This window comes from Pseudomonas sp. TMW22089, assembly GCF_022496645.1.
GTDB classification, from domain to species: domain Bacteria; phylum Pseudomonadota; class Gammaproteobacteria; order Pseudomonadales; family Pseudomonadaceae; genus Aquipseudomonas; species Aquipseudomonas paraversuta.
Genome location: NZ_SCFG01000003.1, coordinates 227,659 through 249,997, shown reverse-complemented (window position 1 = coordinate 249,997; position 22,339 = coordinate 227,659). Strand labels below are relative to the sequence as shown.

The 22,339-nt window shown below is 57.5% G+C and carries 18 protein-coding genes; 15 read left to right on the top strand and 3 right to left on the bottom strand.

Going from position 1 to position 22,339, the window contains the following annotated elements:
• Positions 1 to 35 precede the first annotated feature (35 nt).
• The 14 genes from EQV90_RS05270 (at position 36) to EQV90_RS05205 (ending at position 17,330) form a co-directional block, all read left to right on the top strand.
• Positions 36 to 1,577 (top strand): N-6 DNA methylase, encoded by a 1,542-nt coding sequence (locus tag EQV90_RS05270; protein ID WP_240877826.1) that lies wholly within the window; start codon positions 36 to 38, stop codon positions 1,575 to 1,577.
• A complete protein-coding gene (locus tag EQV90_RS05265; protein ID WP_240877825.1) occupies positions 1,574 to 2,998 on the top strand; it encodes a restriction endonuclease subunit S in 1,425 nt (474 codons plus the stop codon). The genes EQV90_RS05270 and EQV90_RS05265 overlap by 4 nt, the downstream gene beginning before the upstream one ends.
• A gap of 199 nt (positions 2,999 to 3,197) precedes the next feature.
• Positions 3,198 to 4,877 carry an AAA family ATPase gene (locus EQV90_RS05260; RefSeq protein WP_240877824.1) on the top strand — a complete coding sequence of 560 codons (1,680 nt, stop codon included), beginning with the start codon at positions 3,198 to 3,200 and terminating at the stop codon, positions 4,875 to 4,877.
• A gap of 254 nt (positions 4,878 to 5,131) precedes the next feature.
• Complete coding sequence (locus EQV90_RS05255) at positions 5,132 to 5,965, top strand: hypothetical protein (protein ID WP_240877823.1); 834 nt, start codon at positions 5,132 to 5,134, stop codon at positions 5,963 to 5,965.
• 419 nt (positions 5,966 to 6,384) lie between these two features.
• Positions 6,385 to 6,837 carry an Lrp/AsnC family transcriptional regulator gene (locus EQV90_RS05250; RefSeq protein WP_010656665.1) on the top strand — a complete coding sequence of 151 codons (453 nt, stop codon included), beginning with the start codon at positions 6,385 to 6,387 and terminating at the stop codon, positions 6,835 to 6,837.
• 168 nt (positions 6,838 to 7,005) lie between these two features.
• Positions 7,006 to 8,688 (top strand): NAD(P)/FAD-dependent oxidoreductase, encoded by a 1,683-nt coding sequence (locus EQV90_RS05245; RefSeq protein WP_240877822.1) that lies wholly within the window; start codon positions 7,006 to 7,008, stop codon positions 8,686 to 8,688.
• Positions 8,689 to 8,785: 97 nt separating this feature from the next.
• Positions 8,786 to 9,580, top strand: coding sequence for a carbon-nitrogen hydrolase family protein (locus EQV90_RS05240; protein ID WP_003444520.1), 795 nt, complete (start codon positions 8,786 to 8,788; stop codon positions 9,578 to 9,580).
• Between the two features lie 48 nt (positions 9,581 to 9,628).
• Positions 9,629 to 12,076, top strand: coding sequence for a pyrroloquinoline quinone biosynthesis protein PqqF (pqqF, locus tag EQV90_RS05235; RefSeq protein WP_240877821.1), 2,448 nt, complete (start codon positions 9,629 to 9,631; stop codon positions 12,074 to 12,076).
• A gap of 151 nt (positions 12,077 to 12,227) precedes the next feature.
• Positions 12,228 to 12,302 (top strand): pyrroloquinoline quinone precursor peptide PqqA, encoded by a 75-nt coding sequence (gene pqqA / locus EQV90_RS05230; protein WP_003444522.1) that lies wholly within the window; start codon positions 12,228 to 12,230, stop codon positions 12,300 to 12,302.
• Positions 12,303 to 12,399: 97 nt separating this feature from the next.
• Positions 12,400 to 13,311 (top strand): pyrroloquinoline quinone biosynthesis protein PqqB, encoded by a 912-nt coding sequence (gene pqqB / locus EQV90_RS05225; protein WP_004419441.1) that lies wholly within the window; start codon positions 12,400 to 12,402, stop codon positions 13,309 to 13,311.
• A gap of 64 nt (positions 13,312 to 13,375) precedes the next feature.
• Positions 13,376 to 14,128: a pyrroloquinoline-quinone synthase PqqC gene (pqqC, locus tag EQV90_RS05220; protein WP_240877820.1), complete on the top strand. Its 753-nt coding sequence runs from the start codon at positions 13,376 to 13,378 to the stop codon at positions 14,126 to 14,128.
• Positions 14,125 to 14,400: a pyrroloquinoline quinone biosynthesis peptide chaperone PqqD gene (gene pqqD, locus EQV90_RS05215; RefSeq protein ID WP_004419445.1), complete on the top strand. Its 276-nt coding sequence runs from the start codon at positions 14,125 to 14,127 to the stop codon at positions 14,398 to 14,400. Before pqqC ends, pqqD begins: the two co-directional genes overlap by 4 nt.
• On the top strand, positions 14,372 to 15,538 hold the full coding sequence (gene pqqE, locus EQV90_RS05210; RefSeq protein ID WP_029612684.1) for a pyrroloquinoline quinone biosynthesis protein PqqE: 1,167 nt from the start codon (positions 14,372 to 14,374) through the stop codon (positions 15,536 to 15,538). Before pqqD ends, pqqE begins: the two co-directional genes overlap by 29 nt.
• Positions 15,504 to 17,330, top strand: a complete 1,827-nt coding sequence (locus EQV90_RS05205) for a S9 family peptidase (RefSeq protein ID WP_240877819.1) — start codon at positions 15,504 to 15,506, stop codon at positions 17,328 to 17,330. The genes pqqE and EQV90_RS05205 overlap by 35 nt, the downstream gene beginning before the upstream one ends.
• A gap of 83 nt (positions 17,331 to 17,413) precedes the next feature.
• On the opposite strand, the gene EQV90_RS05200 is transcribed toward EQV90_RS05205, so the two are convergent.
• Entirely contained in the window at positions 17,414 to 17,572 is a 159-nt protein-coding gene (locus EQV90_RS05200) for a YqaE/Pmp3 family membrane protein (protein ID WP_004419451.1), read from the bottom strand.
• A 175-nt stretch (positions 17,573 to 17,747) separates the two neighbouring features.
• Positions 17,748 to 19,022, bottom strand: a complete 1,275-nt coding sequence (locus EQV90_RS05195; protein WP_010656669.1) for an aminotransferase class III-fold pyridoxal phosphate-dependent enzyme — start codon at positions 19,020 to 19,022, stop codon at positions 17,748 to 17,750.
• A gap of 229 nt (positions 19,023 to 19,251) precedes the next feature.
• On the opposite strand from EQV90_RS05195, the gene EQV90_RS05190 reads away from it, so the two are divergent.
• Positions 19,252 to 20,154: a LysR substrate-binding domain-containing protein gene (locus EQV90_RS05190; protein ID WP_004419455.1), complete on the top strand. Its 903-nt coding sequence runs from the start codon at positions 19,252 to 19,254 to the stop codon at positions 20,152 to 20,154.
• A gap of 342 nt (positions 20,155 to 20,496) precedes the next feature.
• Here the strand turns inward: EQV90_RS05190 and EQV90_RS05185 are convergent, their stop codons facing one another.
• Positions 20,497 to 22,275 carry an acyl-CoA dehydrogenase C-terminal domain-containing protein gene (locus EQV90_RS05185; protein WP_240877818.1) on the bottom strand — a complete coding sequence of 593 codons (1,779 nt, stop codon included), beginning with the start codon at positions 22,273 to 22,275 and terminating at the stop codon, positions 20,497 to 20,499.
• Positions 22,276 to 22,339: the final 64 nt, after the last annotated feature.

Sequence of the window (22,339 nt, the reverse complement as noted above, 5' to 3'; positions counted from 1 at the left end):
CTCGGTTCGCAACCTGACCCATTTTGAGAACCCCTATGACCAACTCCGACATCGTCCAGAAGCTTTGGAACCTTTGCGACGTACTGCGCGACGACGGCATCAACTACAGCGACTACGTCACCGAGCTGGTACTGCTGCTGTTCGTAAAGATGGAGTACGAGCAAGTACAGAACAACGACAGCTTTAGCCACAAGCTGCCTGACGGTACCCGCTGGCCGGATCTAGCCGGCAGGTCAGGGCTCAACCTGCTCGACCACTACCGGCAGATGCTGCTGGATCTGGGCAAGAACAGAGATCCACTGATCGCCGCCGTCTATGCCGATGCCCAGACCCGTTTGAAAGAGCCCCGCCATTTGGAGCAGTTGATCAAAAGCTTGGACGGTATTGATTGGTTCAGCGCCCGCCGCGATGGCCTCGGTGATCTCTACGAAGGCTTGCTGGAAAAGAATGCCAGCGAAACCAAATCCGGCGCCGGACAGTACTTCACCCCACGCCCGTTGATCGACAGCATCATTCATTGCATCAAGCCCCAGCCGGGCGAAACTATCCAGGATCCCGCCGCCGGCACCGCTGGCTTCTTGATTGCCGCAGATGCCTATATCAAAGCAAACACAGACGATCACTACGACCTTGACGAAAAAGCTCGCAGTTTCCAGCGTAACCGCGCCTTTGTCGGCATCGAACTGGTACCTGGCACCCGCCGCCTGGCCCTGATGAATACCCTGCTGCACGGTATGGAAGGCGATGAGGAAGGCGTGGTCCACCTAGGCAACGCCCTCGGCCAAACCGGCGCCAACTTACCCAAGGTTGAGGTGATTCTCTCCAACCCGCCATTCGGCACTGCCAAGGGAGGCGGCGGCCCGACCCGCGATGACCTTACTTACAAGACCAGCAACAAACAGTTGGCCTTCCTTCAGCATATTTACCGAGGCTTGCAACCCGGCGGTCGTGCCGCCGTGGTGCTGCCGGATAACGTACTTTTCGAATCTGGCGTAGGTACCGACGTGCGCCGCGACCTGATGGACAAGTGCAACCTGCACACCATCCTGCGTCTGCCTACTGGCATCTTCTACGCTCATGGCGTGAAGACTAATGTCCTTTTCTTTCAAAAGGGGACGCAGGACAACCCACGTCAGGAGCACGGTTGCACCCAGCGAGTATGGGTGTATGACCTGCGCAGCAATATGCCCAGCTTCGGAAAACGCACGCCTTTTGGTGCGCAACACCTCCTGCCCTTTGAAGACGCCTATGGTGAGGATGCCAATGGCAATAGCCCACGCGCCGAGAATGTGGAAGGTATCGGCGAAACCAGCCGCTTCCGCGTATTTACTCGCGATTTTATTCGTGAGCGTGACGACTCGTTGGATATCAGTTGGCTGAAGGATGCTGACAGTCTGGACGCTGCCGATCTGCCTGCGCCGGAAGTGCTCGCTGGCGAGGCTATGGCCGAACTGACTGAGGCGCTTCATGAGTTGGAAGAGTTGATGAAGGCATTGGGTGCTGGGGATGAAGTGGCGGCGCAGAAGCAATTATTAGCTGAAATCATGGGGCTTTCCGCTGTTGAGGATGAAGCATGAAAAATGTCGCCCCTGCTAATTGGTTGCCTGCCAATTTCGAGGAAGTTTTTACGCAGATTTCAACTTCTGGAAAAAAGGTTAAAACTGCTGAGGCTCTGTCGAAAGGAAAATTTCCAGTAGTGGATCAAGGACGAACATTCGTTTCAGGCTATCTGGATGATGAAAGCCTGGTAGTGAGCGATGAGAATCCATTAATAATTTTTGGCGATCACACTCGCGAGATTAAATGGATAGATTTCGCATTCATTCCCGGCGCCGACGGTGTAAAAATCCTGAAACCAAACCCCGAAATGAATGGGCGATTCTTATATTTTTTTCTGCGCAACCTTTCGATTGAAGGCAAAGGTTATGCAAGACACTTTAAAATCTTAAAGGATGCTGAGTACCGGGTCCCACCTTTAGTCGAACAAACCCATATTGCTCAGAAACTCGATGAACTCCTGGCCCAGGTCAACACCCTCAAAGCCCGCATCGACTCCATCCCCGCTCTGCTCAAACGCTTTCGCCAATCCACCCTCACCGCCGCCGCCTCTGGCCGCCTAACCGCTGACTGGCGCACAAAATCCCACTCAAGTATTGAGTCAGGCCCCAAACTCCTTTTGAAGCTCTGCGAGCAGAAGGAGTCATGGTTGAAAGCAAACCCTGACCATAACGAAGCAAGTCGTGTGAAGAGACGTGTCTCCACAGCAAAACCTCCGATACCTAATAATAATACGCTTCCTGACACTTGGTGCTGGGCAAGACTCGAAGATACAGTTTTATTAGTCGTGGACTGCCATAACAAAACTGCGCCATATGAGTCAAATGGCATTCCACTGGTCCGCACAAGCAATATCCGAGATGGCCAGTTCATTTGGGATGACCTTCGATTCGTTAATCACGACACCTATCGTTATTGGTCAAAGCGATGCGTGCCTGAATCCGGCGATATCGTATTCACACGAGAAGCCCCAATGGGCGAGGCCGCAATAATCCCCAAAGGGAAACAGATATGCCTCGGACAGCGCACAATGCTAATCCGGACAATTGAATCTTGCACCTCGGCAAAATTCATTCTGACGGCATTACTTGATCCGAAATTTAAAGAGCGAGCAGCAGAAATGGCTGTGGGGACAGGCGTTAAACATTTTAGAGTCGGTGATGTTAGCGAGTTATTGATCCCCCTTGCTCCAACAGCAGAACAAACAGAAATAGTCCGCCGTGTCGAGCAACTGTTCGCTTTCACCGACCAGCTGGAAACCAAAATAAAAACCGCCCAGGCACGCGTCAATCATCTAACCCAAAGTATCTTGGCCAAAGCCTTCCGCGGCGAACTGGTGCCTCAAGACCCCAAAGACGAACCTGCCAGCGAGCTTCTGGCTCGCATCAAGGCCCAACGCTCTGCTGCCCCCAAGGGCAAACGCGTAAGAAAAAACGCCTGATGCCACAGCGTTCCAACCACATAAACAAAAGCATGGCTTTGAGCATCCATATGCTTAGGCATTCGGACCAGCTTGCGACTGCCCATTCACGGCAAGCCAGTTACTCTAGCCCAGCCTGCGGGCTTGTGTTGCTCGGCAACGCGCAGCAAAACAACCAGATCAAACGAGCGTCAATCAAAAGTGGAACAGGTATGTCGAAATGAAGCTTCTGCACTTTGAACTCTTTGGTCAGTACAAGGGACTAGCTAATCAGCAGTTTGACTTTTCTGATGCCCCAGGAAAAGTAATCGTACTTATTGGCTTGAACGGGTCAGGCAAGTCGCAGCTGATGGAGCTCATCGCAGAAGCCTTTGCCTATTTGGAGCGAAGAAAGCGGACCGACTTTCGCGTTCGAAAACCCCTAAAGTATCGCTTCAATCTGACCTATGAGTGGTCAGATGATGGGAATGACAGGGAACGACTTAGCCGCTATAGGGTACAACTTGAAGCAGACCAGTCACTTTTGGTCTGCCGCAGTACTTCCATACCTGCGGTCGCCATGTATGAAGATGAAGTTATAGCGAAATGGTCACCTGAGAAATACTGCGTACTCGCGGACCTGCCTTTACCTCGTTTAATAGGTTATGCCTCCGGTCTAAACGAGAACCTGCAACGCTCCTTCATGCGCAATGCCTTGCAGTACTTTGACGTAATGTGCACAAGGTCTCGACGTCGTATCGAGTTAGCGCAACCTAATGTCGATGCGGACGATTTCGAAGAGATAAACCATAAGTACAGAAGGCGCTTTCCAGGCATCTTTGGTGCTCCATCGGCAAGCGACATAGATGATCCATTGCGCACACGAGAATCTGACACGCCGCTGCCGAGCTCACTGTTTCTAGACTATGACTGCACCAATTTAGTGGTTGCTGCCCTTGGTTTATTAGGCGATGCCGAGCGCGATGCGCTTTGGCCAGAAATCCGATTGAGGCATCCGCGAAAAGTAGTTCTGCAGTACGACTTACGGCGCGCTCCTGTTGAGCAAGACAGCATCGAAGATCTCAAACAGCTAGTACGTGGAGTAGGGGACGGGGGCATACGCGGCCTATCAGTCCGGACTACAGATGAGCAGTACGAGCTGTACGAGCTCAATTATCTACGCGCTGAAATCACAATCGACTTCATGGACCCTAATGTCGTCGGGCAGCTCAGAGAAATATATCCTGACCCCGCTCGATTGTTCTGGAAACTCTACAAATTGCAATTATTAGGTGTTGGGCAATGGTCGCCCAAGATACGCAAAGTACTTCGAGACGACGCGTTAGACGAACATGTCAAAAAACCGATTAAGGGTAAGCTGCCGCTTATTGTGGTCCAACTGGAGCTGTCTGATGGAGAGCACTTTGCACAGATCGACGATTTGAGTGACGGAGAAGCTCAATTGCTCCACACGATTGGGGCGGTAAAGCTTTTTGGCGACGCCGAATCATTGTTCATATTCGACGAGCCCGAGACGCATCTGAACCCGAGCTGGCGCACCCGTTACCACCTCGGCTTTGAGCAGGCGGGGCGCGGCCTCATTACCTCACAAGCTTTGATTTCATCACACTCGCCGTTCTTGATTTCGTCCTTGCATCGCAAGGCCGTCTATCACTTCGAGAGGATTGATGGCCAGTCGGTCGTGGCCTCACCGCCAAGCGAAACATTTGGGGCTTCGTTTGAAGTCCTAATCAAGAAATTCTTCGGCCTCCGCTCTGCGATATCACAAACGGCAGTTGATGAAATTCGCAGCCACCTTAATGACGTAAATATGGATAACGCTCACAAGCGACAATGGATCGAAGAGCAGCTTGGCGAGTCAATGGAGCGCGCCTATTTACTACAACGCTTGGAGGGCTGATGTTACTTCCCGTAAGAGTAGGACTTGCCCCGAGCGCTGTATTTAGAGGCCTAAACACACTACTGCGTGAAGTGGTCCTCGCTAGTTGCTCCGGGAGAACCGTCGATGAATCAGCCCTCCCTTCTGGGCTTTGGACTGCAGCTCAAGCAAATCCCGCTACTGATGCTTGCTTTCAGGCTCTCGCAGTGGCCATTACAGCTCTTGATGATGAGTGCAGGTATCAGCTCTATCTTGGGGTCCGCTCGGCGTCTAGCGTGAAGCAACTCTTCACAGACCCTATTGCCGCGACGCAGGAGATTCCAGAGGCAGTGAATGTCGAGCTGAAGAACCTGACTGCACATCTATTCAAAAGTAGCTCTACGCTTGCCGGCATCACGGAGGCTTGCGGAGAAACCGTCAAGGATCATTACAACCGCTATAGCGCTATTCATCCTCCGGGCAACGGCAATGTCTGTGGTATATGCGCAACAGAGTATCTCGCGCAACGACGGAGTGGGGTCGCTGCAAATGACCAATGGCGAGCACCATATGACCATCTATTGGCGAAAGAAAAATATCCGCAATTTGGGATCGACCCCGACAACCTGATGCCTATTTGTCACACGTGCAATTCGAAAGCCAAACTAGCAAAAGACCTTTTGCACAATCTAGCGGGGCTGCGGCGTACGTGCTTCGACCCTTGGACAGAAAGTGTTCAAGGACAAGTTAGTCTACAGATCGATTTCCAAGATATCTCGCCAATTGTTACTTGGGTTATGGCGCCTCTAACCCCTACAAACCAAAACAAACTTACGACTTGGGATGAGGTTTATCGAGTCAAGGAGCGTGTTGAAGGAGAGTTTCTTACTTTACAGGAAAAGCTTGCAGAAGATTTAGACTGTAGAGATCTAGCAGCCTTTAAACATTCCATCGTAACCAAATCCCGCGCGAGGAAGCAATTTGAGAGAAGAACACCATTTAACTACTGGCGCCACTTGCTGTATGAGTCATTACTTCGATTAGCCGACGCGGACCTAGAGCAACTCCGAATGCTCTGCTACTCAACCCTGGACCCAAATGGCGATGCTGCAACAACATATGGCATCTGAGGTCTGTACCTTTTCCGAATTCAACCTCATAAAAGGTACAGCATCGGTACACACGTCAGTTTCTGCCGATTACGCTTAAACACGCTCAACCCCAGTAACCACGCTACTTGTAGATAAGCGTACCTACGCTAGGTTACGGCCGGTTTTACTGAGCTTACAGCGTTGCTGGGCAACTCATAATCCCTTGGTCGTAGGTTCGAGTCCTACTGGGCCCACCATACTCAAAGCCGCGCACTGCGCGGCTTTCGTGTTTCTGACTCCAGCGCAGCAGCGCTGGCTCGCCTGCGGCCGACACTTCTTCCGCCATCTGAAAGTCCCTAACGCTTAAAACAACAGGCTGATCTATTGCACCTGCAACCACGAGCCGTCAGGCCATGTACCATGACCACCCGCGTCACCAATGCCACAGGAGCCCTCCCTTGTCTGATGCCCACCCGCCCGCGCTGGATGAAACCGACCGCCAATTGATCGGGGCCCTGCAACTCAATGCCCGCGAAAGCGTGGCAATGCTGGCTCGCCAGCTGGGGATCGCGCGCACCACGGTGACCTCGCGGCTGGCACGACTGGAGAAAACCGGAGTGATTACCGGCTATGGCGTTCGCCTGGGCCAGCGACTGATTGATGGCGGACTGCAGGCCTATGTGGGCATCACCGTGCAGCCGCGCGCGGGCAAAGAGGTGGTCAGACGCCTGAGCGCCATGGCCCAGGTCCAGCAACTGTGTGCAGTCAGTGGCGAGTTCGATTATGTGGCCTGGCTTCGCAGCGACTCTCCCGAGCAGCTGGATCAATTGCTGGATCAGATTGGCAATGTCGAAGGTGTTGAAAAAACCACCACCTCGATCATTCTCAGCAGCAAAGTCGACCGCGGGTAACTTTTCAACCGTCCTACACAACAATATGCAGTCCATATTCGTCACATTGACCAATAAACAGTCATAACGACGACACATTGCGCCTTATTAACGTGTTCTGCGCTCCCTATCATGGTGCCTGTCTTTTCCTATACTCAGCGTTAAACGCGGGTCGCCAGCAGGTCAGCCATGAACAAGAATAATCGCCACCCCATCGACGGAAAAAAACCCATCACCATCTTCGGCCCGGACTTTCCGTTTGCCTTTGATGACTGGATTGAACACCCGGCAGGCCTGGGCAGTATCCCGGCCGACAAGCTGGGGACCGAAGTCGCGATCGTCGGCGCCGGCATGGCCGGAATGGTAGCGGCATACGAGCTGATGAAGCTGGGCCTCAAACCCGTAGTGTATGAAGCCTCAAAGATGGGTGGACGCCTGCGCTCGCAGGTCTTTGAAGGCAGTGAAGGGGTGATCGCCGAGCTGGGCGGCATGCGTTTCCCGGTGTCCTCGACCGCGTTTTACCACTACGTCGACAAGCTGGGACTGGAAACCAAACCGTTCCCCAACCCATTGACGCCCGCGTCGGGCAGCACCGTTATCGACCTCGAAGGCCAGACTTTCTACGCACAGAAAATGGCGGACTTGCCTGCACTGTTCCAGGAAGTCGCCGACGCCTGGGCCGATGCCCTTGAGTCAGGTTCGCGCTTTGGTGATATTCAGCAAGCCATCCGCGACCGTGACGTACCTCGCCTCAAAGAGCTGTGGAACACTCTGGTTCCGCTGTGGGACGACCGCACGTTCTACGACTTTGTCGCCACGTCAAAAGCCTTCGCCAAACTGTCGTTCCAGCACCGTGAGGTATTTGGCCAGGTCGGCTTTGGCACTGGCGGATGGGACTCCGACTTCCCGAATTCGATGCTCGAGATCTTTCGTGTCGTGATGACCAACTGTGACGACCATCAACACCTGGTGGTTGGCGGAGTTGAGCAAGTCCCGCTGGGCATCTGGCGTCATACACCCGAGCGCTGCGCACACTGGCCCGAGGGCACCAGCCTCAGTTCTTTGCACAACGGTGCCCCGCGCACCGGGGTCAAAGCCATCTCCCGCGCATCTGACGGACAGTTCTGCGTCACCGACAACCTCGGTGTAGTGCGCTCCCATGCAGCCATTTTGATCACCTGCCAAAGCTGGCTGCTGACCACCCAGATCGAATGCGAAGAATCGCTGTTCTCGCAAAAAGTGTGGATGGCCCTGGACCGCACACGCTACATGCAGTCCTCGAAAACTTTTGTCATGGTCGACCGCCCGTTCTGGAAAGACAAAGACCCGGAGACCGGCCGCGACCTGATGAGCATGACCCTCACCGATCGCCTGACCCGTGGCACCTACCTGTTTGATAACGGCGACAACAAGCCGGGGGTCATCTGCCTGTCGTATTCGTGGATGAGCGATGCACTTAAAATGCTGCCACACCCCGTAGAAAAGCGCGTGAAACTGGCGCTCGACTCGCTGAAGAAAATCTACCCCAAGGTGGATATCGCCAGCCGCATCATTGGTGACCCGATCACCGTGTCCTGGGAAGCCGATCCGCACTTCCTTGGCGCCTTCAAAGGGGCGCTGCCAGGGCACTATCGCTACAACCAGCGCATGTATGCACACTTCATGCAGCAGGATTTACCCGACGAGCAGCGCGGAATCTTCATTGCCGGCGATGATGTGTCCTGGACACCGGCCTGGGTGGAAGGCGCGGTGCAGACCTCATTGAATGCGGTATGGGGCATCATGACCCACTTCGGCGGCAGCACCCATGCCGAGAACCCGGGGCCAGGCGATGTATTCCATGAAATCGGCCCGATCGCCCTTCCGGACTGAACACCGCCGTGATACTCCCATGACCCTTGAGTCTGGCTGACCCAAGGGTTATGGAAGTCACCGCCACAAACAGTCAGCACTTACACCGGAGAACCCCATGCGCGTCGCCCTTTATCAATGCCCGCCCCTGCCGCTGGATGTCGCGGGCAACCTGCAGCGCTTAGGCAATATTGCGCGGCAATCCAAAGATGTCGACTTGCTGGTGCTGCCCGAAATGTTCCTCACGGGCTACAACATCGGCGCCAGGGCCGTGGCCGAACTCGCACAGACCCACGACGGCGACGCTGCGCAGCAAATTGCCGAGCTGGCCAAAACCACCAACAAGGCGATCGTGTACGGCTACCCCGAGCGCGGTGCCGACGGGCACATCTATAACAGCGTGCAGTTGATCGATGCCCATGGCAAAAGCCTGTGCAACTACCGCAAGACCCATCTGTTCGGTGAACTCGATCACTCCATGTTCAGCCAGGGTCCCGATGCGTTCCCGGTTGTCGAGCTCAATGGCTGGAAGCTCGGCCTGCTGATTTGCTATGACCTGGAGTTCCCGGAAAATGCCCGGCGTCTGGCCCTGGCCGGTGCAGAACTGATTGTGGTGCCCACTGCCAACATGGTGCCCTACGACTTTATCGCCGATGTCACCGTGCGCTGCCGCGCCTTCGAAAACCAGTGCTTCGTGGCTTACGCCAACTATTGCGGGCATGAAGGAAATATCCATTACTGTGGTCAAAGCAGTATCGCCGCCCCCAACGGCCGGCAGGTTGCCCTGGCCAAACAGGACGAAACCTTGATTGCTGCGACCCTCGAACACCCGCAACTGCTGGCTGCCAAAACCGCCAATTCCTACCTCGCCGATCGCCGCCCAGAACTTTACAACGAGCTGACCAAGCGCTAATTGCCCGTAATCCGCTAGCATGAGCGCTTCTCTGTTCCGGAAGTGCCCATGCCTGCGCTGAACCACCCTCACACCCAACGCTCGACCCTGAACAACGGTCTGAGTCTTTCTGTACGCCATGAGCCGCGCCTCAAGCGTTGCGCGGCCGTATTGCGCGTTGCCGCAGGCAGTCACGATGTGCCCGCCGCCTGGCCCGGCCTCGCGCATTTTCTGGAGCACTTGCTGTTCCTCGGCACGGAGCGCTTCCCGGCACAAGACAACCTCATGGCCTACGTGCAACGCCATGGCGGCCAAGTGAATGCCAGAACCAGCGAGCGTCACACCGACTTCTTCTTTGAGCTGTCAGCCGATACCTTTGCCGGCGGTGTTGAGCGGTTGTGCGACATGCTCGCGCATCCGCGCATGAATCTGGATGAGCAACTGCGCGAACGCGAAGTACTGCATGCCGAATTTATCGCCTGGGCTCGTGAGCCCTCGGCACAGCACCAGCTGAAACTGCTGCAACCCCTTAATCCGGCACATCCGCTCAGGGCTTTCCATGCCGGTAACCGTTACAGCCTGCCAATACCTCGCCAGAGTTTTCAGCAGGCGCTGCAGGACTTTTACCAAGCGTTCTATCAAACCGGGCAAATGAGCCTCAGCCTGACGGGGCCGCTATCCGTAGATCAACTGACCGCACTGGCTGAACACAGCTGCGCCGAACTACGACGCGCAGAAACCGTTGTACAGAGTGCGCCCCCCCGATTGATGACTGATGCCGGGCCGGGCTATCAACACATCGACGGCCAGCACCTGAACCTGATGTTCGCCTTCGAGCAGCTGCCGCCCGCCTCCAGACAGGCCCTGGACTTTCTGTGCCACTGGATCAATGCCAATAAACCCGACGGCCTGGTGGCCCGGCTATGCCAGCAGCAACTGATCACTAACCTGAAAGCTGCGGTGCTGTATCAGTTCAAGGGGCAGGCCCTGTTGCAAATCGAGTTCAGCGCAGCTGCCGAGATCACTCAGACCGCAACACAGATAAGCGAGATGTTCTACGACTGGCTGGCGTTCTTCAGCACTCAACAAGACTGGCCCGCTCTGCGGGAGGAGTTTCGTTTACTGCAACAGCGTCAGATGGAAGTTTGTGGCGCAATGGAATTGGCCCGCCTGGACTGCGAGCAAGCTGAGGGGCCGTTGTCGGATCAAGCCGTGGCGGCCCTTAAAGCCATACTGGGGCAGATGCAGCCCGTGCCGGTCTCGACCTGCCGGTACACCTGGCAATTGCCGGCGGCCAATCCATTTTTGCGCGCACCAAAAGAGCCGGTCAGTGCCGGCCTGATTCGCGGGCAAACCAGTGCTCACCGTGGCTTGCGCACCTTTGCCCAGGACCGTTTGCGCAGCCGTCGCGATATGTCCGCGATGAACTTCAGTTCGGCGGTGCCTGCCCATAACGGCGAAGCAGCGATTTACCTGCGCTGGCGCTTGCACGCAACACCTGCAGACGGCGTGCTGTCAGGCCTGGAAAACAGCCTGCGCCCGCTGCAGCAAGATGCCCGCGCGGCCGGGGTCGAACTGTCGTTCAGCCCTTGCGGCAATGACTGGCTGCTGAAACTGCAGGGCTTTCAGATGCCCATGCCCGCCATTCTCGAACACGCTCTGCGCGCACTGGCTACGCCCTCGACCGGGCCATTGACTAACGCCCCCCCTGCCAGGCCATTGATACCCATTCGCCAATTGCTCAAGCGCCTGCCCGAGGTCTGCCAGCCTGGTAGCGACTATGTGGCCGGCGATCTGCAGCAGTGCTGGGCCACGGCACAGTGGGACGGGCTGGCTGTCGGTTTGCCCGCCGCCACCCAGTCGCTGATCACAGCGGCACTGGCCAGAGTTCCCGGCACCCCGGATGCACAGATCAGACAGGAGCCCGAATCTGCAAACCGGCACTTCTGGCACACCGAACCCTGCGATTCCAGCGAACAGGCCCTGCTCCTATTTTGTCCTGCGCCAGTGGGCAATCTCGGCGCTGAAGCGGCCTGGCGCCTGCTGGCCCATATCGCCCAAACCCCGTTCTATCAGCGGCTAAGGGGCGAGCTGCAATTGGGCTACGCGGTGTTCAGTGGTTTGCGCCAAATCAATGGCCAGACCGGCCTGCTGTTCGGCGTGCAATCACCCCACGCCTCAACGGCTGAAATCTTCGGGCACATCCGGACCTTTCTCGCCGATTTGCCGCAATTGGTCAGCTCGCTGGATGAAACTTCTTTCACCCAGGCTCGTGATGCCTTGGCACGGCAATTCTCGACCGAGGCCCTGGGCGCGCTCCAGGCCGCTGAGCTGTTGTGGCAAGCCAAACTGGCAGGCCACCCGTCGGATTACCTCGAGGCCCTCTACGCCGCGCTTCTGGCGCTGGAACCAGGCACTACACTGAAAGCGGCACAGCACATTGCCCAGGCTGATATCGGTTACTTGTGCCTCGCAACACACACTGCAACTGAAACGTTTTATCAGGGGAGAAGCTGATCGTTACCATCTGTGTAACGAGCTTTTTCCGACATTGGTCGTTCAAGAACGGTCTGATTTAGTAACATGATCGCCTAAGCACAGGAACGACTCCCTCGGGAGCCGGACTAACGTTAGAGACCCCACCCACTACCGCTGAAGGAGTTACCTCATGGCTTGGACAAAACCTGCTTACACTGATCTGCGTATTGGCTTCGAAGTCACCATGTATTTCGCTAGCCGTTGATCTGCGCTGCTTCTGTGCACAACAGAGCTGAGCAGAGCAACCCAACGCCTCGGTTCGCCGGGGCGTTTTTATTTTCAGAATTGCAAGAGAGCATGCCATGTTTGTCCAGATTCTAGGTTCCGCCGCTGGCGGCGGCTTCCCGCAGTGGAACTGTAACTGCGTCAACTGTGCGGGTTTTCGCGATGGCACACTGAACGCCAAGGCCCGAACCCAGTCCTCGATTGCAATCTCCGATGACGGCGTGAACTGGGTTCTGTGCAACACGTCACCCGACATTCGTGCGCAACTGCAAAGTTTTGCCCCCATGCAGCCAGGCCGCGCCCTGCGTGACACGGGGATCAGCGCCATTGTTCTGATGGACAGCCAGATTGACCACACCACAGGCCTGCTGAGCCTGCGCGAAGGCTGCCCCCATGACGTGTGGTGCACCGACATGGTTCATGAAGACCTGAGCACCGGCTTCCCGTTATTCACCATGCTCAAGCACTGGAACGGCGGTCTCAACTGGCACCGCATCGAGCTTGAAGGCACGTTCACCATCCCGGCCTGCCCGAACCTGCGCTTTAGTCCACTGCCCTTGCGCAGTGCTGCGCCGCCCTATTCTGCGCATCGCTTCGACCCGCACCCCGGCGACAACATCGGCTTGATCGTCGAAGACCTGCGCACCGGCGGCAAACTGTTCTACGCCCCGGGACTGGGCAAGGTCGACGGGCCATTGCTGGACATCATGGCCGGCAGCGACTGCCTGCTGGTGGACGGCACGCTTTGGGACGACGACGAAATGCAGCGCCGTGGCGTCGGCACCCGTACCGGTCGTGAAATGGGCCATCTGGCACAAAACGGCCCCGGTGGCATGCTCGAAGTGCTTGAGCAATTGCCCGGGCAGCGCAAAGTCCTGATCCACATTAACAACACCAACCCGATCCTCGACGAAGACTCTGCCGAACGTGCCGAACTGGCCCGCCGGGGGGTTGAAGTGGCCTTTGACGGCATGAGTATCGAGCTCTGACCCGCAAAACCCTGTAGTCGCAGCCAGCGGCAGCGACTGCAAAAACGTATTTTCTGGAGGCACCATGACCCACGCCCCTCTCAGCACCACCGAATTCGAAGCCGCCCTGCGGGCCAAGGGCGCCTACTACCACATCTATCACCCTTATCAGGTGGCGATGTACGAAGGCCACGCGACCCGCGAGCAGATTCAGGGCTGGGTCGCCAACCGCTTCTACTATCAGGTGAATATCCCGCTCAAGGACGCCGCGATTCTGGCCAACTGCCCCGACCGGGAAGTACGCCGCGAGTGGATTCAGCGCATGCTCGACCACGACGGCGCCCCCGGCGAAGACGGCGGTATCGAAGCCTGGCTGCGGCTGGGCCAGGCAGTAGGGCTGGACCCGGAGCAACTGCGCTCCCAGGAACTGGTCCTGCCCGGCGTTCGCTTTGCCGTGGATGCCTATGTCAATTTCGCCCGCCGCGCCAGCTGGGAAGAAGCCGCCAGCAGCTCCCTGACCGAGATGTTCGCGCCGCAGATCCACCAGTCACGGCTCGACAGCTGGCCGCAGCACTACCCCTGGATCGATCCTGCCGGCTACGAGTACTTCCGCACCCGCCTGGGCCAGGCCCGGCGCGATGTGGAGCATGGGCTGGCGATTACCTTGCAGCACTACACCACTTACCAGGGTCAGCAACGCATGCTGGAGATCCTGCAGTTCAAACTGGACATTCTCTGGAGCATGCTCGATGCCATGACCATGGCCTACGAGCTGGACCGCCCGCCCTATCACAGCGTGACCGACCAACGGGTCTGGCACAAAGGAATCACCCTATGAGCTTCGATCGCAGCAAAATCCCGACCTGGCGCCAGGGCTATCGCTTTCAATACGAGCCCGCGCAAAAAGGCCATGTGCTGCTGTACCCCGAAGGCATGATCAAACTCAACGACAGCGCGGCATTGATCGGTGGCCTGATAGATGGCCAGCGTGACGTAGCCGCCATTATTGGTGAACTGGACCAACAGTTCCCCGGCGTACCCGAGCTCGGCGCAGACATCGAGCAATTTATGGAGGTCGCTCGTGCAGAGCACTGGATCGAACTTGCCTGACAGCCGTATCCCGCCCAAACCGGAAATCGGCCTGCCGCTCTGGCTGCTGGCCGAATTGACCTACCGCTGCCCGCTGCAATGCCCCTATTGCTCCAACCCGCTGGACTTCGCCCAGCAGGGCAAAGAGCTAAGCACCGAGCAATGGTTCAAGGTGTTCCGTGAAGCCCGGGAAATGGGCGCCGCACAGCTCGGTTTTTCAGGGGGCGAACCGCTGGTGCGTCAGGACCTCGCCGAGCTGATCGCCGAAGCCCGCAAGCTGGGCTTCTACACCAACCTGATCACTTCCGGCATCGGCCTCACCGAGCAGAAAATCAGCGACTTCAAAAAGGCCGGCCTGGATCATATCCAGATCAGTTTCCAGGCCAGTGACGAACAGGTGAACAACCTGCTGGCCGGTTCGAAAAAAGCCTTCGCGCAAAAACTTGAAATGGCCCGCGCCGTGAAGGCCCACGGCTACCCGATGGTGCTGAACTTCGTCACCCATCGGCACAATATCGACAAGATCGATCGCATTATCGAGCTGTGCATCGCCCTTGAGGCCGACTTCGTCGAGCTTGCCACCTGCCAGTTCTACGGCTGGGCCCAGCTCAACCGGGTCGGACTGCTGCCGACCAAAGAACAGCTGGTGCGGGCGGAGCGCATCACCAATGAATACCGGGCCAAACTGGCCGCCGAAGGCCATCCCTGCAAACTGATTTTCGTCACCCCGGACTATTACGAAGAGCGACCCAAGGCCTGTATGAATGGCTGGGGCAGCATCTTTTTGACCGTGACACCTGACGGCACCGCCTTGCCGTGTCATGGTGCACGGCAGATGCCGGTCGAGTTCCCCAACGTACGCGACCACAGCATGCAACACATCTGGTATGACTCCTTCGGCTTCAATCGTTTTCGAGGCTATGACTGGATGCCCGAGCCTTGCCGCTCGTGCGACGAGAAGGAAAAGGACTTTGGCGGTTGTCGTTGTCAGGCCTTCATGCTCACGGGCGATGCCAGCAATGCGGACCCGGTTTGCAGCAAATCGCCACAACACGACTTGATTCTCAAGGCGCGCGAAGAAGCCGAGCACGCCACCCAGACCATCGAACAACTGGCGTTCCGAAATGATCGAAACTCACGTCTCATCGCAAAAGGCTGAACCTTTCAGTGCCGCACTCGCCGTAGCCGCCGGGGTCGATTTCGCAGAGCTGCGGGTCGGCCCAAAAGGGCTGTTCTGGAATGAGTACCGCCCCACCGACGCGGCCTGTCGCATCTGGCACTGGCGCGACGGCCAGGCACATTGCCTGACACCCGACGGTTTCAGTGTTCGCAGCCGGGTCTACGAGTACGGCGGCGGCGCGTTCTGCCTGAGCGATAACGGGGTGGTGTTCGTCAACGAATCCGACCAGCAACTGTATCTGCAAACCCTGGATGACAAGGCCCCCCAGGTCCTGACCCGGGGCATTTGCCGCTATGGCGATGTGCAATACGCTGACGGGCACATACTGGCCGTCGAGGAAAATGTCGAAACCCATCGACTGGTGAGCATCAGCCTCAAGACCCTTGAGCGCCGGGTACTGGCTGAAGGCGCCGATTTCTACGCGGCGCCCGCCCTGAGCCCAGACGGTCAACGCCTGGCCTGGATCGAATGGAGCCGGCCGCATCAGCCGTGGACGTCGACCCGCCTGATGCTGGCGGAAGGCAACATCGATGGGCACTGGAATACCCCACGCTGCATCGCCGGAGATCTGCGCGAAGAGTCGCTGCAACAGCCGCGCTTCGACGAATACAGTCGCCTGTATTGCCTTACCGATCGCGCCGGCTTCTGGCAGCCCTGGGCACAATTTGCCGAAGGCCTGATACCTGCGCCAAGTGCCGCCGCCGATCACGCCCCGGCACCCTGGCAACTGGGCGCAAGTACCTGGCTGCCCCTGGGCGACAAGGCCTATCTGGCCAGCTGGACCGAGGCCGGTTTCGGACGCCTGGGCATCCATACGCCTGACGGCCATCTTGAAGATTACACCGCAGACTACAGCCGCTTTCGCTCCCTGGCGCTGGATGATGAGTTCATCTATTGCATTGCCGCATCACCGGTCAGCCCCTCGGCCGTCATTGCCATCCGCCGCCACGACAAACAGATCAACGTTTTGGCCGGTGGCATTGCGCCGCTCCCCCCCGGGCAAATCAGCCGGCCACATACCCTGCGCTACCCGTCCGGGGGCGGCGAAGCCCATGGCTTTTTCTACCCGGCAATGCACGGCGAAACCAAACCGCCATTGCTGGTGTTTGTTCACGGAGGCCCGACATCGGCCTGCTACCCGATGCTTGACCCGCGTATCCAGTACTGGACCCAACGCGGCTTTGCCGTCGCTAACCTGAACTATCGCGGCAGCAGTGGCTATGGCCGGGAATATCGCCAGGCCCTGCATCTGCAATGGGGTGAAGTGGATGTTGAAGACGCCTGCGCCGTGGTCAGCTACCTCGCGGCACAGGACTTGATCGATGGCGAGCGCGCGTTTATTCGTGGCGGCAGCGCGGGTGGCTACACCACCTTGTGCGCGCTGGCATTCCACAATGTCTTCCGCGCGGGCGCCAGTCTGTACGGGGTCAGCGATCCGGTCGCCCTGGCGCGCAGCACCCACAAGTTTGAGGGCGATTACCTCGACTGGCTGATCGGCGACCCGCAACGGGATGCCGAACGCTACGCGGCCCGCACCCCGTTACTGCACGCCAGCCAGATCCGCGTGCCGGTGATTTTCTTCCAGGGCGAGCTGGACGCCGTGGTGGTCCCGCAGCAGACCCGGGACATGCTCGAGGCGCTGCAAGACAACGGCATCCCGGCCCGGGCGCATTACTATCCCGATGAACACCACGGGTTTCGCAAGGCCAAAAACCAGGAACACGCACTGGAACAGGAATGGTTGTTTTATAGCGAGTTGCTGGCCAGATAACCCTTGGACTGCACACCACCTGCAGGAACGAGCTTGCTCGCTCCTGCAACGTCAGCGGCGCATCAGGAAGTTCCGGCCACAGGTTAGCGCTTGGCGATGATCCACACCGCGTGCACGATCCCAGGGATGTATCCGCACAAGGTCAGCAGAATATTCAGCCAGAATGCGCCGGCAAATCCCACTTGCATGAACACGCCAAGTGGAGGGAGCAAGATCGCAAAAATGATTTTAATAAGGTCCATGAGTTCAGCTCCCAATTAATAGCGGGCCCAATCGAGCCCTACAGTTAATCGACTGCGCACGTGATTAAAAGGTTCAGTCGGCACTCATCCGGGACAAAAAAACGCCCCGTGCCAAACAAAACTGGCACAGGGCGCGCGGTACACCGCGAGACGGTTCATTGAATTCTGTATGGCTCTAGGTTCTGCGGCACTGCAATTGTGCTGTCCGTACCCGGGCAAACGCCCGGGCCAGACGCAGCAGCATCTCATCGATGTTGCCTTTACTGACACACAGCGCAGGGGTGAAGCGCAGACAATCGGGCTGCGGAGCGCTGATCAGCAAACCTTCGTATAACGCCGCCTTTACCACTGCCTGCGCCGAATCATCCGACAGGGTCAGCCCCCAGAACATGCCCTGACCACGCAGTTCGCCCTGGGCATAACGGCTTGCCAGACGGGCCAGCCCCTCGCGCAAGTAGTGACCAGTATCCCGCACCTGTTGCAAGAAACCTTTTTCCAGCAGCGTCTCAAGCACCGCACCACCGGCAGCGGTCATCAATGCATTGCCATGATGGGTGCCACCCAGCTCTCCCGGTTCCAGGCAACAGGCCTTGCCCCGCGCCAGTAACGCGGCCAATGGCACGCCGCCGCCCAGGCCTTTGCCCAGGGTTACGATGTCGGCACGTACGCCGTAGTTCTGTTCTGCCAGCAAGGTGCCACAGCGGCCCATACCGGTCTGGACTTCATCCAGAATCAGCAAGATGCCCAACTCGCGACACAGGCGTTCGACGCCCTTGAGGTAATGCCCGGTCGCCGGAATCACACCGGCATCGCTCTGTACCGGCTCCAGCATGATGGCCACGGTCTGCGCATCGACGGCGGCGTGCAGCGCCGGCAGGTCGTTGAACGGTACGTTGATAAAGCCCGGCAATTGCGGTTCAAAGCGATTATCAAAGGTGCCGCAGCCTGAGGCGGACATCGCGCCAAAGCTGCGACCGTGGCAACTTTGGGTGGCGGTAATAACTCGGTGGGCACCGCCACGATGCAACTGGCCCCACTTGCGCGCCAGTTTGATCGCGCCCTCGTTGGCCTCGGCTCCGGTATTGAGAAAATGCACCTGGTCACTGCCGGTGCTTGCGCACAAGCGCTCGGCCAGGCCCAACATGCCCGGATTGTAAAAGGCCGACCCGGGATTGATCAGTGCCTGCGCCTGGTCTGCCATCGCCTTGATCAATACGGCCGGGCTATGCCCCAGGCTATTGACTGCACCGCCCTGGTAAAAGTCCAGATAAGCACGGCTTTCACTGTCCCACAGCCACGACCCCTGGCCCCGCACAAAGACTTGAGCCGCGCGCTCCACGCTGGGCATCAGGCAGGCCCGGGACTGGCGGCTGTCATGAACTGACGGAACGGACTCAGCCTCCAGCAGGTGATGGCTGGATCGGGGGCGACGCAGGTTGAACAGGTTCATGCAGGCAGACCTTGTGCTCATAAGCAGATCCGATTTGCAACCGTGAGTCTTGTGCATGGGTGACAACGCCACCGGCAAAACCTATTGCCTTTCCTATGCAAAAAACCTCGTTCAAATCAGTAATCTTCTGGCTCTCAGGCTCTACGGCCCTTGTGGAATGGGGGTAGACTAGGCGTCGTCGGGCCTTTGAGCCATTTCGTTTTTTAAGCATTTTCGATAAGCATTACTTATGGATTTCAAGCAACTGCGTTATTTCGTCGCGGTCTACGAAGAAGGCCATGTGGGCCGTGCTGCCGAGCGTTTGTCCATCTCGCAACCGGCGCTCTCGCAACAGATACGCCACCTGGAGCACAACCTTGACGTCAGCCTCTTTGAGCGCAGCAGTAAACGCCTACTACCGACGCTCGCTGCGCATACCTTGTACAACCACGCCTTGCCACTACTCGATGGTCTGCAACGGGCCAAAGAGGCTCTAAGCAACTTCCAGGGCCAGGCCCTGCGCACCATTGCCATCGGCGTGCTGCAAACCGTGCATACCAGCCTGGTGCCGCAAATGCTCGAACGCGTGCGTCAGGCCCAGCCGCATCTGGTGGTGCAAATCTACGAACTGACCGGCATCGAGATTGAACGGCGCCTGCTCAATGGTTCCCTCGACATCGGGATCAGCTATCTGCCGCCACGTCAGCCGGGGCTGAACGGCATGTTGCTGTACGAAGACGAGTTGCAACTGGTAATTCCGGCTGACCATCCGTTGCGCGAATTCAAGAAGGTGTCACTGACCCAGGCTGCCGAACTGCCGATGTTGCTGCTGGGGGAGGAGTTTCAGGTGCGGCAAATCTGGAAGAGCCAGCTCGCGAGCCTGGGCCGTCGGCCACAGGTTCAGGCTGAGCTGAACACCATGGCCGGAATTCTCGAAAGCCTGCCCCATACCAGGCTGGCGACCGTACTGCCGGGGCGCTCGCGCCAGGAACATGAAAATCAGGTACTGCTCTGGAAGCCCCTCAGTGAACCGCGGGTGCCGCTGAAGGTGGGGTTGGTGTGTCGCGATGTGCAGCGCCAGCAAGCGACGCTCGAATTACTGCGCACATTGCTGGAAGACGTGAGGCATCCCAAGGATGCAGCGCTGTTGTAGTGCAAACCGGCTTGCAGCGGTGCAGCAAGGGCGGCCATCTGAACAAAAACGATGATGCCATCGCCGCCAGGCCGGCTCCCGCAGGACATCTATTGTCGGCCGGGGCCCAGCAAAATTCAGACGCACAAAAAAGAAAACCCCGCCTAGGCGGGGTTTTGCAGACTGTTTCCCTGACATCCTTTTCACTCCGCCTTCCTGGCAGAATCCTACGTGTCCCTGTTGTTGCTTTGAGCTTCCTGCTCTACGTCCCTGATAAGTAGATTACCCATGGATCCAATCTGGCGATATGGGCGAATGGCAGTACGCCATGTAAGCAAATGCTTACATGGCTCTGAAATGATTTCAGAAGTGCGCTTCATCCAGCAGGTAAAGCGACTCGCTACCAGCTTTGATCGAGGCGCTCAGCGAGTGAATACGTGGCAGCAAACGCGCGAAGTAGAAGCGTGCAGTGCCCAGTTTGCTGACATAAAAGGCTTCTTCGGACTCTTTGCCCAAAGCAGCCTTGGCCATCAATGCCCACATGTAGGCATAGGTCGTGTAACCAAAAACCTGCAGGTACTCGACCGATGCCGCGCCGATTTCATCGGGATTATTTTGCGAGCGGTCCAGAACCCAGGCCGTCAACTGGTCAAGGGTGTCCAGAGCGGCCGCCAGGGGCTGGGTAAACTCGCTCAAGTCGCTGGATTGCGCTGCGATGAACTGGCGGATTTCATCGGCAAACATCCGGTAGTAAGCCCCGCGGTTGCCAACCACCTTGCGGCCCATCAAGTCCAGCGCCTGAATGCCGTTAGTGCCTTCGTAGATCTGGGTGATACGCACATCGCGCACCAGTTGCTCCTGACCCCACTCACGAATATAGCCATGGCCGCCAAACACTTGCTGGCCATGCACGGTGGTTTCCAGCCCCAGATCGGTCAAAAAGGCCTTGGCCACAGGGGTCAGTAACGCCACCAGGGCATCGGCCCGTTCACGCGCCGCCGGGTCTTCGCTGAACTTGGCAATATCCAGCTGATTGGCGACATAGGTGGAAAATGCACGTCCGCCTTCGTTGCAGGCTTTCATGGTCAGGAGCATGCGGCGTACGTCAGCATGAACGATGATCGGGTCAGCCACTTTGTCCTTGGCCTGAGCGCCAGTTGCAGCACGCCCTTGCAGGCGGTCGCGGGCGTATTCCACCGCGTTCTGATACGAGCGTTCGCCCGAGGCCAGGCCCTGAATACCGACGCCCAGACGCTCGTAGTTCATCATGGTGAACATCGCGGCCAATCCACGGTTGGGCTCGCCCACCAGATAACCCACGGCTTCGTCGAAGTTCATGACGCAAGTGGCTGAAGCCTGAATTCCCATTTTGTGTTCGATGGAACCACAGGTAACCGGGTTGCGCTCACCCAGGCTGCCATCGGCATGCACCATGAACTTGGGCACCAGAAACAGCGAAATGCCTTTGGGCCCCGCCGGAGCATCCGGCAGTTTGGCCAGGACCAGATGGATAATGTTTTCGGTGAGGTCGTGCTCGCCACCGGTGATGAAAATCTTGGTGCCACTGACTTTGTAGGAACCATCAGCCTGAGGCTCGGCCCTGGTGCGAATAATCCCCAGATCGGTACCGGCATGTGGCTCGGTGAGGCACATGGAGCCCGCCCACACCCCCGAATACATATTGGGCAGGTAAGTGGCTTTCAACTCTTCACTGGCGTGAGCGTTGATCGATACACAGGCCCCGGCCGTCAGCATGGGATACAGGCCGAAAGCCAGGCTGGAGGAGTTGATCATTTCTTCAACCTGGGCCGATACCGACTTGGGCATGCCCATTCCGCCGAACTCGGGGGCGCCGCCCACGCCGACCCAACCGCCTTCAGCGTAGGTCCTGTAGGCATCGACGAAACCGGCTGGCGTAGTGACTACGGTGTCTTTCCAGTGGCAGCCTTCTTCGTCGCCGCTGCGGCTCAACGGCGCGATGCTTTTGGCAGTTACTTTGCCCGCCTCCTCAAGAATGGCTTCAACAGTTTCAACATCGACGGTTTCTGCTAATGCAGGCAATTGCGCCCAAAGAGAGGCGACCTCGAAAACCTCATTGAGGACGAAGCGCATATCGCGCAGGGGCGCTTTGTAATCAGCCATGGCAAACCTCGTAATCTGTAAACGTTGGAGCCCGTAGGGCAATTGAAACCGGCACTCAGTCTAG